The sequence below is a fragment of the Vibrio sp. V43_P6S15P86 genome (genome assembly GCF_009904725.1).
Taxonomy (GTDB): Bacteria; Pseudomonadota; Gammaproteobacteria; order Enterobacterales; family Vibrionaceae; genus Vibrio; species Vibrio diabolicus.
The window spans coordinates 1-12,784 of sequence record NZ_WXWT01000470.1 but is presented as its reverse complement, the minus strand read 5'-3'; the positions used below and the strand labels follow the sequence as shown (position 1 = coordinate 12,784).

The window sequence follows — 12,784 nt, the reverse complement described above, 5'->3', positions numbered from 1 at the left end:
GAATTAATACAATGACGCGTATTCTGCCCTTAAATAAAAATGAGATCAATTATCATTTTCATAATCATGTGAGATTTTTATCTAGTGTGTTAGGAAAACGTTTGCTTTGACCGAGGTAATAAAACTTAATAACTTCCTAAATTAGCGTTCTATGCTGTTTATATAAAACCAGACAGATATAAAAGCTAACAAACGAGTGAGTATGGAAAGACGCTATTTCACCTAGCGACAGACATAAAAAAATCCGAGTGCGAACACTCGGATTTTTAAGAACTAAAATCAGTGGGAAACTACAGCAGCTTTTACTCTTCAGAGCTCGGTGCCGCTGGTTTTTTCTTAGGGATGAAGACATCATCACCCACAGATACGTTTTTGTAGAAGCTCTTGTCACGCTTAGCTGGTTTTTTCGCCGATTTTTTCGCTTGAGGGCGAGCTTTCTTTGCGGTCGCTTTCTTATTGCGGAAATCTGGTTTAGGTGGCTTCAGGCCTTTAAACTTACCTTTCAGATCTTCGAATACTGAAAACTCAAGATCTTGTTGTAGGTAAGCTTCTACACGTTTAAAGCTATCCCAGTCTTTTGGACCAACAAGAGAAATCGCATCACCCTTGTTACCAGCACGGCCCGTACGGCCAACACGGTGTACATATTCTTCAGTATGCTTTGGCATATCGAAGTTAATGACGTGTGTCACTGTCGCAATATCCAAGCCACGAGAAGCAACATCTGTTGTCACTAGGATCTTGAATACCGCTCGCTCAAACTGGCTCATGATCGTATTGCGTTGAGCCTGGTTCAAGTTACCACTCAGTGCTACGGCCTTCAGTTTTTTCTCGTTTAGCTTCGCTGTTAGGCGTTCTGTATCATCGCGCGTCGCCGTGAAGATGATAACTTGACGATATTCTGCTTCTGAAAGTACGCGATCTAGAATCGCCTCTTTATGATCAAGATGATCACACAGGTAGAATTTTTGCGTGATATCTTTGTGTTCTTCGTTAGAAACACCGATAGCAATACGTTTCGGAGCATTAAGCATTTCAGCCGCAATGTCATTTACGTCGGCGTGATCCAACGTTGCAGAGAACATTAATGTTTGACGGCGACGATGCTTAGCTGCTTTATGGATACGACGAAGCTCTGGTGCAAAGCCCAAATCCAGCATACGGTCTGCTTCATCAAGGATCAGCGTTTCCAAACCTTCAAGGTAAAGCGAGCGGTGCTCTAAGTGGTCAGCCAGACGTCCTGGTGTCGCCACGATGAATTTCGGGTAACGGCGCAGTGCTTTCACTTGATCATTAAAGTTCTCACCACCCAAAATCAATGCAGCTTCATAAGATAGGCCAGCTAGCATAGAACGAAGCTCACCATATACTTGTTTCGCTAGCTCACGAGTAGGAGCAAGGATTACCGCGCGAGGGTCTTTCGCAGAAAACGATTTTGTCTTTAAAGACTTATGAAGCATTGGCAATACAAACGCCAAAGTCTTGCCCGAACCTGTTTTCGAAGATGCCAATAGATCCTTGCCTGCAATCGCAACAGGAATCGCCTGCTGCTGAATGTCAGTCGCTTTTTTAAAATCGTAGTGTTTTAGGTTCTTCAACAATCGGTTGTCTAGGCCTAGATCTTTAAATTGCAAAGTATTCTCCAATAAATCAGTCAGCGTCTGAGCGCTCTGTAGTGTCGTTTCCGCTCTAACGCAGCAAAAAAATAAAGCTCGGTATAATACCGCAAATCATAGGAGTATAGATAGAGATCACACAAACTAATTCCCTGTGGTAACGGTAAAACATCATTTTTGGCTCAGTTCAGAGTAAAGACTAGCCTTTTTGATGAGCAGCTGGACAGGAAGTTTAGAGAAAAGCCGTTCAAATATGCCTTCTATCCATCAACAAAACGACTTAAATAGCAGTTATTTGGGCCAATAAACTTTCATTTGTGTCAATATCGTCTAAATTATTGATATCAGGAACGTGGCAAATACACCTGCTATGAAAACTGTTGTGAGAACGAAATAAAGGATAGGTAGTTAAACTTTGTTAAGTTCAGGTAAAAGTTGACGTCAGGTACTCCATGAAATTCTTGGGTTTTTTTGACTTTTGCTACATCATGTACTGATAAAATGTAACCACATTTAACCTCGCTACTGTATAAAATAATAGTTAGTGGCGAGACTTTCACTATAAGCAAGGAGTTCTTATATGAACAAAACGTTGATCGCAGCTGCAGCAACTTCAGTACTTCTACTAGCCGGTTGTGCTTCTTCTGATGACGCAGCTACAGCAAATGCAGCAAAATTAGACGAACTAAGCAACCAAGTTAGCCAACTAAGCCAAGACGTACAAGCTCTTCAATCTGACGTTCAAAAATCAGGCGCAGCAGCAATGGCTGCTCAAGAAGAAGCTGAGCGTGCTAACGAGCGTATCGATAACATCGCTCAGTCTTACACTAAGTAAGATTTGATACCGCGTCTTAACGCCCGTTAAGGCGCGGTTATCTCGATAGGAACCCCATTCTGTGCAGCGATTGCTGCTTTAGCCTTCACGTTTTTCATACCGAATTCATCCAACCACCACTTTAACTCTTTCGGCACTTTCAGTTCATCTTTCTCGCCATTACTACGAGTCAAAGGCTCATGTGCTTCTAAGAACACACTTCTGTCAGGCTCAAGTGTCATTTTGATAGGCTGGTTAATGATGTTAACGTCTTCACCGTTACGAACCTTGTCAAATAACCACTCAATGTCACTTGGGTCCATACGAATACAACCCGCGCTGACTCGCATACCAATCCCAAAGTCCTTGTTGGTACCATGAATTAGGTATTCGCCATTTCCGTAGGCTAAACGCAATGCAAACATGCCAAGCGGGTTGTCTGGACCGGCAGGTACAACGGTTGGCAAGTCAATGCCCTTTGCTTTGTACTCGGCACGAATCGAGGCTGGCGGCGTCCACGTAGGGTTTGGACGCTTTTGACTAATACGCGTTGTCATCACCGGGGTGTCTCGCCCAATTCGCCCGATTCCCACCGGGAATACATACACAATATCTTCTCCTTTCGGGAAGTAGTATAAGCGCAACTCCGCTAAATTAATGACAATGCCTTTGTGGGGTACATCTGGGAGGATCAGTTGTGTTGGAATAGTAAGAACGTGTCCCTCTTCTGGCAAGAAGGGATCAACGCCTTTATTTGCCGCCATTAAACCTAGCATCCCGACATCGTAGTGCTTGGCAATATTTGCCATGGTTTCGCCTTCTTGCACGACGTGGTTTTCAAGGCGACCAATTAAACGACTGCCATCCTCTGGTAGCTCGTACATTTTAGCGAATGACAAACCACTCGCTAAAGATAACGATACAGATAACAGCGTACGTTTTGCGAAACTCATTGATCGCTTTTTGCTAAGCATTTCACTTTATTCCTTGGCACTTTTAAAGAGCCGTAAGGTTATCTCTCTTTCTGTCTTGTGATCAACCATCGGCTTGTGATATTCCAGTAAAGAAAATCCCTCCCAAGTCCAAGGTTTATGGATGTATTTGTTTGGTACACTTTTGATTTCAGGCACCCAGTGGCGCACGAATTGGCCATCAGAGTCAAACTTCTCACCTTGGCTTATCGGGTTGAAAATACGGAAGTACGGCTGCCCATCACAACCCGTCGATGCAGACCACTGCCAACCACCATTGTTTGCTGCGAAATCACCGTCCACCAGCTTACTCATGAAGTACGCTTCGCCCCAACGCCAGTCAATGTGTAAATCCTTGGTGAGAAAGCTCGCGACAACCATACGAAGCCTGTTATGCATCCAGCCTGTTTGGTTGAGCTGACGCATTGCAGCATCGACGATCGGGTACCCTGTCGCTCCTGTCTTCCATCGCTCAAAAGCCTGTTCATCATAAGACCACTGAATTTTATCCTCCCAGTCGATAAAGCCTTTGCCTTTAACGAGCTTTGGTTCGAAAACCAACAGATGCTGATAAAACTCACGCCAAATGATCTCACTCAACCAAGTTGCTTTTCCTTCTGTTAGGTCATTTTGTTGGTTTTCAGCATACAAGCGAGCAATACATTGCCTTGGTGACAACGCACCAATCGCAAGATAGGGAGACAGTTGACTGGTGCCATCAATAGCCGGAAAGTCTCGATCTTCCTTGTAAGCATCACTGCGCTCACGAGCAAATTCCCTAAGCTGCTTTAAAACATCATGGGTCGAAGCAAACCAATCCTCGCTGGACTCTCGAGGATAGCTAAACGTGAAGTCTGAACTAAATCGAATCGGCACTAATTGTTCCAATAGTTTGCTGCTTAGCGGCGCTTGTTCGTGAGGCTTTGTTACCGCTGGCATTTGAAACTGCGTCAACCAAGCACGTTTGAATGGTGTAAATACCTTAAAATACTCACCTTGCTTATTGAGAACCGTCGTTGGTGGGTGCACACATTTGTCGTGGAACAGTTCAAAGTCGATATCATGGGAAGCTAGCGCCTCACTCACTTGTGCATCGAGCTCTCGTTCATTCACTTCATAGTGAATATTCGCCATAACAGACGTTGCTTCAAGTGTTTTCGCCCATCCACTAATCACTTCGGTACAATCAGAAAACGACGGCACCTCTTTATATAAAAAAGGAACATTCAGGCTTTCCAACTCGTCGTTGAGATACTCTAAACGACGAGCAATGAGATCCGCCTGCATCGGTGCCATGTGGTGTTCTCGCCACTGCTCTGGCGTCGCGATAAAACAAGCGACAACAGGCTGACCTGAATCTAACGCCACCTTAAGTGCGGTGTGGTCTAACGTTCGTAAATCACGTCGAAACCATACTAAGATCATGGTGTCTCCTTCGTTTCGTCTACTCTGTTAGGTGCAGTTTCTCAATCACTTCAGAACATCCAATACGTTCGCCAAAACGTGTTTGAAGCATTTTGATAGACTCCACTTGCTTAGCTGCCAGCGCTTTATTGGAAAACAGGTAAATGAGCGAGTAGCTATCAACAACTTCGTGCTCCAGTAAACCAGAGACATCATCAACTTTGTCGATCAACGTTGTGTGATACCCTTGCTCACACAACTTCGCCGCTTGAATCCAGCTCTCTGCTTCCCTATGTTGTTCAAAGCTGATAAGCAAGCACTTCCCTTTGGAAGCGGCTTTGTTTTCAGAGTCGATAACAAGTGCAAGACGAGTGATCAAACAAGTTTGAAATAACCCCATCTGCAACGATCTCAGCGATCCTTTGACCATCTCCAGCGCGTCAAATACAGGGTCGATAAATTGTTCAATAACCAAGTTCAATGGATACTCTTTGAGAACAGAAGCAAGTAAGCTCTCCGCTTTTCCTCGATTCAGTTTCGAAAGTGCTGATAACATGGTTTCTACTTCTTCGAGAGTACGAACTTCATTGTTGACTTCTACGTCAGCACTTTTTCCCAAAAGTCCCTTTACTTTACCGATGGCAATCCCCTTCGCGAGCCAACTCTGGACTTCACGAATCGTATCGAGATCTTGCTGTCGATAAAGTCTGTGCCCTTTTTCTGTTCGCTGAGGCTGGATCAAATTGTATCTTCTCTGCCAAGCTCTCAGCGTAACTGGCTTCACACCCGTGATTTCTGCGACATCTCGGATCGCGTATAGTTTTTCTTCTGAACTACAAACCATAGCGTAATCTCATCTCCTGCGGATACGGTTCTAAAAACTTCTGTTTTGCTAAATACTCATCTGGGTAAGTGTTTAAGTAGTGTTTAATCAATGTCAACGGTGCTAATAATGGCAATGTACCAGTACGGTAGTCATGAATTACTGTTGCTAATTCTTCTTTTTCGTCTTTAGTTAAAGCGCGCTTAAAATACCCTTGTAAATGCATTAGTACGTTAGTGTTGTTTTTTCGGCTAGCACGATTCGCAAGTGCCCTCATAAGACCTAAGCGATACTCTTGATAGAATTCTTCGATTTCATAGCTAGCGACATCGGCAACTAAACGACCAAGAGAGCGGTATGACTCAGGGTGATGCGCCATCAAGGTCAACTTATAGCGCGAATGAAAATCGATAATTTTGCCTCGAGTTGGCTCTCCGTCCATCGAGTCATAAAAGTCGTTCAGGCAAAATACTCGGGTAATAAAGTTTTCTTTTAATACAGGATCGTTAAGTCGGCCATCCTCCTCGACGGGCAACCAAGGCATTTTTTTCATCAGCGTTTGTGTGTACAAGCCGACGCCTTCTTTCGCTGCGTTATTTTTGCTATAAACCTTGACGCGCTCCATACCGCAAGTTGGAGACTTGGCACAGACGATGTAACCACAAAGTTGCTCGCTTTGTAGCTCCTCCACTTTGTTAGCAGAGTAAGCAAGCATATTATCGGTATGGTCATTTTCTGGATTTTTAGTTTCTACCAGCGCCACACGCTCTTCTTCGGAAATCAAACGAATTGTTGGTCGCGGCACTGGCATTCCGACGCCCACTTCGGGACATACCGAAACAAAGTCAAAATATGGGCTGAGCTCTTTAGTCACAAAGTTGCTCACCTTATGACCAGAGTCAAAACGCACTCGTTCACCCAAAACACACGAACTGATACCTACTTTGATTGAAGATTCCATGATGACGCATCCCTATACAAAAATTTTTGTTGTATAACTTATAGCAAGCCCTTCCAGATTGTACAAGAAAATAAGTTGTACAATTTAATCGTTTTACTTCACTCGAAAGTATTTCGATCAACCAGTTGTCAGAAAAAAGTTTGGCCCAAAAACAAAGAATTTGTGTGCGCAATCGACAAACTGCTCAAAAGCAAATCGATTGCTCTTTTGATTTCAACAGATTTAGTTATCAATAGGGGTTGCAGTTTCTAAATGCGTGGTTTTTGTGACTAAGCTCTCAAGGGGCTACTGTACGTCCCGATATTATTGCCTCAACGAAAACGAACAAGTTCAACAGAATTGGTAATAGCGTTCTATAATAGAGGCGTTTTATCAAAACAAAACTTTGGAGAGCACTTATGGCAACCCCACACATTAACGCACAACCAGGTGATTTCGCTGAAACAGTTCTAATGCCAGGCGACCCGTTGCGCGCTAAATACATCGCTGAAACGTTCCTAGAAGATGTGAAACAAGTTTGTGACGTTCGCAACATGTTCGGCTTTACTGGCACTTACAAAGGCAAAAAAGTTTCTGTAATGGGCCACGGCATGGGTATCCCGTCTTGCTGTATCTACGTACACGAGCTAATCGCAGAATACGGCGTGAAAAACGTAATCCGTGTAGGTAGCTGTGGTGCGGTACGTGACGACGTTAACCTAATGGACGTTGTTATCGGTATGGGTGCTTCTACAGACTCTAAAGTAAACCGTATCCGTTTCAACAACCACGACTTCGCTGCAATCGCTGACTACGGCCTTCTAGAAGAAGCGGTAAACCAAGCGCGTGCTCAACAAGTACCAGTGAAAGTTGGTAACGTATTCTCTGCAGACCTGTTCTACACACCAGAAGCTGACATCTTCGAGAAGATGGAAAAACTAGGCATCCTAGGTGTAGACATGGAAGCGGCTGGTATCTACGGTGTTGCTGCAGACCTAGGTGCGAAGGCGTTAACTATCCTAACGGTTTCTGACCACATCATCCGTGGCGAGAAACTAAGCTCAGAAGAGCGTCAAAAGTCGTTCAACGACATGATGAAAGTTGCGCTAGAAACCGCAATCAACATCTAAGAACAAGTAGTAAGTAATAATTTGCAGCCAGAGTTATTGCTGGCTGCCCGAATTATCCCGAGGGGGCGATTGTGTCTAACGGCGAACTGCCAAAAGACGCAGATGGGTTACAACTCAACTTTTGTAAAACATTGGCGTGTGACAACTTTGGATTGAGTGATGCAAAGCGTTACGTTCTGCAACATGCTAACCCTAAACGTCCGGCGATGGTATGCCGTGAATGTGGAGCTTTCCCCCCCTTACTTAACAATCGCGATGTCGTGAACGAACTTCATCGCCTGCGACACGTCCACAGTGACGGGTTGCCTGCGTGCCGTAATGATGATTGCGACAACTTTGGACTTTCCGTCCACACACATAAACACCTCTACCACGCTTTCGGTTACAGTGGTGATCGTCAACGTTACCGTTGTAAAGCGTGTCAAAGTACCTTTGTTGATAAATGGTCAGGCGCGAACAAGAAGCTACAATTCCAAGAGAATTTAATGGGCTTATTGTTTACTGGTTACTCTGTGCGCGAGATCTGCCGAAAACTCAGTATCAACCCGAAAACCTTTTACGATCATGTTGATCATATTGCGAGTCGCTGTCGCCGTAAATTAGCCACTATTGATGCTCGTTGGGTAAACCACGCAACGCACTATGAATTGGCCTCAAATTATGTTGCGTTGCAGCCAAACAGCAATAATGGTGTCTACTGGATTGTTTCTGGTGAAGCCCACTCTGGCTATATTCTTTGTCAACATGTGAACTATTCTGCTGATGAAGAGCCAATCGCCACGCTAGACCATAACCCGTACGACGAGGTCTCTCGTTTTGTTTCCCAAGAGTACACAGCGGAAGCAAGTGAACCGCCAGCGGAACCTTCGAACCTCCTGCGTGAGCGTATTGACCAAAAATACCAAACCATTTTGGCTCGCGGTAACGTGGAAGATCCTCTTGGTAATCTTTCCGTATTCCATTACCCATCTAAAGGTGCATTAGTTCGTCCGCCTTACACATCATACGCTCATTACCTGCATGTACTTGATATGTGTTGCCCCAACAAACGTGTATCTCTATATATGCCTCAAGACCCCCTACTACGTTCGGCAGCACTGAGCGTTTGTTTGTCTCGAATTAAAGAGAAAAATGTCGACTTGATGTACGTAGAAGAAGACGCAAATTGGGACATGAGCACACCTTTTGGCAAGGTCGATATCGCCTATATGAGCTGGTGGCGAGATCGCTGGGCGATCTCCACTCAAGACGAAAGCCACAAAGGCATTTGCTACCTTGCAGGTGATAGAAATGAGCCCGAGAAATGGTTTAACGTTGCAACAACTCGCCATGTGCAGTTCTATCAAAATCGCTTCCAGATCCTTTTCGAAAGCTTCATTAACGAGCCACGTCGCAAATTACGACCTGCTGGAATTTTACCTCTTTTAGATATATTCAGAGCTTGGCATAATTTGTGCTATCAGGATAAGCAGGGTCTTACCGCCGCACAAAGGCTAGAAGTCACTGATGCTCCTTTGACCATCAAACAGCTCCTATCGTAACTATTGGCATTTAGATGTAGTAATTAGGGGCTGTGACAGTATACATTACGGCACCTAATCGTTTACCAAAGCGTTATCCGCATCGTTTTGGTAATAAAACATGCATCTAACCACTTAATATTAGGTGTGAATTCCAGTTCGATAGTCATGGATGTGAACGTTGGATAAAAACCAAATTCAGCTAGAAGATGAGCTCAAAAAGCTTAAAGGCCAAATAAAAACGGCCCCTGAACACACCTTCAGTGTTGCGCAGCAATACCGTATCCGCGCGGAGCAAATTTTATTTGTGGATGGTGAAATCAGAGCATTGCTGATAATGGCGCAGTGCTGTTGGTGCCTAATGGATTACCGACAAGGCTTAAAGCTAGTCAAAGACGCCTACAGCAAGCAAACCCAACTTGAAACCGACGACCACCTGCCCGAAATTCTTCATTTGTTTGCTCTTCAATATTGGGGACAAGCAAAGTATTACTCAGCCCAACAATATTGGATTAATGCACTCGAACAATCCGCCCTCGTTGATGATATTGAAATTCAAATCGAATCTCTAATTGGGCTTGGCAACGTATGGCGTATCACAAATGAGCATCAACTTGCCGCTTCCACTCATGAGCTGGCCGTTAAAGTGGCAAACAACGTCCGTATTGCTTGGTTGGAAGGCAAAGCTCGTATCCTGTTGGCTTGGGACTATTACTTACTGAATAAGTTTGTCGAAATGCTCACTGTGCTGGATGGTGCAACCGAAGTACTAAAAGATCATGATGACAGCACATGGCAAGCCGAGATCTGGGACTTTAAAGGCCTAGCGCTACTTGGGCTAGAACGCCTTGATGCCGCAGAAGAAGCCACACAAAAGGCCCATAAACTCGCTATTGAACATGATCTCATTTGGATGAAGGCACACTCGTTTATTAGCCGCGCAAGGCTCGAACTCTTGCGCAAAAATACGGATAGTGCAGCAAAGTTACTACTCGCAGCAGAAGAGTCCGCGCTTAGTTTTGACAACGGCGAGCTACTAAGTCAGATCTGCTTTCAGCAATCTCGAGTCGCTGAAGAGCAAGGTGATTTTGAATCAGCGTTTAACGCGTTTAAAAAATACCGTAAACATGCACTTAAAATGCTCAAAGAACAGACTCATCGAGTCAGTATGGATAAAGCACGCGGCTCCAAACGCCAGCTAGAGCAACGAGCGCGTAAGCTGATTAATCGAATCCGTTCCCAACATGAATATGACCCTGAAAAACAGTTTTCTAATGTTGTGTCCGAGACCTACTGGTGGGAACAGTTAGTTCTGTTTAAAACAGAGCTCAAACGCTCCAACCACGCGATCATTATTATTCAGCATGCAAACCCCGAATTTCTCGATGTTTGTACTGAGCTAGTTCATGCATTGACGACCTCAAATGATCTCATCTCACGAATTTCCAGTGACAGACTAGCTATGTTAATTGCTGAGAAAGGTCAAGCAGCAGAAGATGTCTATCGCACGGTTCAGGCAATGTTAGACATCTATCCATGGAAACGTCGCGGGCTAAAAGGTCCCAAACCGATACTGTATTTGCAAGATATCCTGACCTTCCCATTCACTTTAGAGCAACTCGAAGAAAGCTATATTGAGGTAATGAAGCATGGAACAACTGCTTAGCAAGGTGACTGACGCAGGCATCGATCCTTCTTCCGTCTCTGGTGAAGAAGCGATTACGCTGTGGGAGCACATCGGGTTACATATTGCATCCACGAACCGAGAAAAAGCACATTGCTATATCATTAGTGCCGAGTATCGACGAGAAATTAAACAGCTCAACGACAGCATCGAAGAACTACGACAAGCCCTTGAGTTGCTCGTTTTACCCGACGATGTAGAAGATATTCTGTCTGTAAAAGCAAGCTTGAGTGATCGTTTAGTAGAAGTAGGTGACTACAACGCAGCATTAACCGAGTATGTCGCTGCAACGAATATCGCCGTCGAATATGGCTATATTGATGAGTACGTACTGGCTATTATTGGAATGGGCAATTTGTGCGATGCCTATGGGGATCACCATCGCGCTTTGCGTTATTACCAAAAAATCGATGCGATCGATCACGCCATTAGCAGTCGCTCCCTACGTCTGCGCTACAAACTTTACATGCTTGCCTGTTACATCAGTTTGAACCGTACCGCAGATGCACAAGAATTATTGAGTGAGTGTGAAGAGCTAAGTATCCTCGTCAGTGATAAAAACCTTGCTGCGCAAATTCATCTCTACCGAGCCAAACTGCATCGTTTGCAAGAGGATTACCCTAACGCATTGCTTGCTATCTCGAATGTCCAGTATACGACGGGCAGTGCTACCACGTACTGGTTGTCCACAATGGTCAAAATCGAGACCGCATATTGTCTAAACGGTGTCGGACACATCTCTTTAGCCAACTTAGTGTTGGACTCTATCGGTAAACGAATTCAGAAGCACTCGTCTCCTCTTGTCGCTCAGCATTTTTACAACGCAATGAGTCAAGTTTACGCTTCTCAAGGGTTATTTCAGAAAGCATTAAACTGTGAAAAAGAAGCGTTTCGCATTGAATCTGACCTTGTCAAACACATTCCAATTGGTGAATTGGGTTCTACTCAATTACGTCGACTTTCTCGTTTTGAGCTACAGCTCAAACTCATTTTGTCAGAACTTGAAAACAAGGAACTCAAGGAAACTACCAAACAACATAAGAATACGGTCGCTCAACTACAGCAAGATGTCTTTACTGACCCGCTAACCTCTTTGCACAACCGACGTTGGTTAGAAGTCAAACTCAAAGACCTGCTTTTGCACGATACTGAATTTGCGTTGATGGTCATCGATATTGACCACTTTAAGTCCATCAATGACGAGCTCAGTCACCTTGTTGGAGACAAAGCGATTAAACGTGTGTCTCAAGAATTAGCAGGATACTTCAAATTTAAAGGCGCTTCTTGCGTTCGCTTTGGCGGTGAAGAGTTTCTTGTCATTCTAGAGAATAGCAATCTAGAACGGGCAGAAATGCATGCCGAGAATTACCGCGAACGCATTTATCAATATGGTTGGGACGATATTCTTGGCGAGCGGGGGTTGACCGTATCGATCGGGATTACCTTACATCGAGAAGGAGAGAATACCCAACGTACCTTCTATCGCGCCGACAAAGCCTTGTACCGCGCCAAAGCCAATGGCCGAAACCAAGTCTGTACCGAACTTTAAACCATGCCCCAATCTTCACTTGGGGCATAACCGTAGCTTTGATTCTCTATTCCTTCCTTTATTACTACTTAGTTTGAATATAGTCGCCTTCACTTCTTATTGTCCTCGAATCGCAATCGATACGGATATCGCATAAACATAATTCAAGTACAAAATAACTTGATTGAACGATAGTTAAGACAAATACTTAAACTGTTCATTTACGTAAGATTTTCCATTAGGTAACAAGCACAGGCAGGTAAGATGTTTCTAGACTATTTTGCACTTGGGTTACTCATCTTCGTTGCTTTGGTGATCTTCTACGGGATTATCGTTATTCATGATATTCCGTAT

General features: G+C 44.3%; 11 protein-coding genes. 6 read left to right on the top strand and 5 right to left on the bottom strand.

What is annotated here, in order from left to right:
* Positions 1–302: 302 nt before the first annotated feature.
* A complete protein-coding gene (locus CAG69_RS21150) occupies positions 303–1,646 on the bottom strand; it encodes a DEAD/DEAH box helicase (RefSeq protein ID WP_161446092.1) in 1,344 nt (447 codons plus the stop codon).
* 550 nt (positions 1,647–2,196) lie between these two features.
* Between CAG69_RS21150 and CAG69_RS21145 the strand changes: the two genes are divergently transcribed.
* Positions 2,197–2,451, top strand: coding sequence for an Lpp/OprI family alanine-zipper lipoprotein (locus tag CAG69_RS21145; protein ID WP_005375145.1), 255 nt, complete (start codon positions 2,197–2,199; stop codon positions 2,449–2,451).
* Positions 2,452–2,477: 26 nt separating this feature from the next.
* On the opposite strand, the gene CAG69_RS21140 is transcribed toward CAG69_RS21145, so the two are convergent.
* The 4 genes from CAG69_RS21140 to CAG69_RS21125 are packed head-to-tail and all read right to left on the bottom strand — an operon-like array spanning position 2,478 to position 6,589.
* Entirely contained in the window at positions 2,478–3,404 is a 927-nt protein-coding gene (locus CAG69_RS21140) for a L,D-transpeptidase family protein (RefSeq protein WP_161446090.1), read from the bottom strand.
* A 6-nt stretch (positions 3,405–3,410) separates the two neighbouring features.
* Positions 3,411–4,826 carry a deoxyribodipyrimidine photo-lyase gene (gene phrB / locus CAG69_RS21135; protein ID WP_161446088.1) on the bottom strand — a complete coding sequence of 472 codons (1,416 nt, stop codon included), beginning with the start codon at positions 4,824–4,826 and terminating at the stop codon, positions 3,411–3,413.
* A gap of 19 nt (positions 4,827–4,845) precedes the next feature.
* Positions 4,846–5,649, bottom strand: coding sequence for a MerR family transcriptional regulator (locus CAG69_RS21130; protein WP_047009571.1), 804 nt, complete (start codon positions 5,647–5,649; stop codon positions 4,846–4,848).
* Complete coding sequence (locus tag CAG69_RS21125; RefSeq protein ID WP_161446086.1) at positions 5,639–6,589, bottom strand: YbgA family protein; 951 nt, start codon at positions 6,587–6,589, stop codon at positions 5,639–5,641. Before CAG69_RS21125 ends, CAG69_RS21130 begins: the two co-directional genes overlap by 11 nt.
* A gap of 398 nt (positions 6,590–6,987) precedes the next feature.
* Here CAG69_RS21125 and deoD point away from each other — a divergent pair, with 398 nt between their 5' ends.
* From deoD to CAG69_RS21100, 5 genes are all read left to right on the top strand, one after another.
* Entirely contained in the window at positions 6,988–7,698 is a 711-nt protein-coding gene (deoD, locus tag CAG69_RS21120; RefSeq protein WP_005394915.1) for a purine-nucleoside phosphorylase, read from the top strand.
* Positions 7,699–7,769: 71 nt separating this feature from the next.
* A complete protein-coding gene (locus CAG69_RS21115) occupies positions 7,770–9,239 on the top strand; it encodes an IS1 family transposase (protein ID WP_161446084.1) in 1,470 nt (489 codons plus the stop codon).
* A gap of 160 nt (positions 9,240–9,399) precedes the next feature.
* On the top strand, positions 9,400–10,884 hold the full coding sequence (locus CAG69_RS21110) for a tetratricopeptide repeat protein (protein ID WP_161446082.1): 1,485 nt from the start codon (positions 9,400–9,402) through the stop codon (positions 10,882–10,884).
* Positions 10,868–12,451, top strand: a complete 1,584-nt coding sequence (locus tag CAG69_RS21105) for a diguanylate cyclase (RefSeq protein WP_145535679.1) — start codon at positions 10,868–10,870, stop codon at positions 12,449–12,451. Before CAG69_RS21110 ends, CAG69_RS21105 begins: the two co-directional genes overlap by 17 nt.
* Positions 12,452–12,694: 243 nt before the next feature.
* On the top strand, positions 12,695–12,784 hold a 90-nt coding region (locus CAG69_RS21100; RefSeq protein ID WP_161446080.1), incomplete at its 3' end, for a DUF3302 domain-containing protein.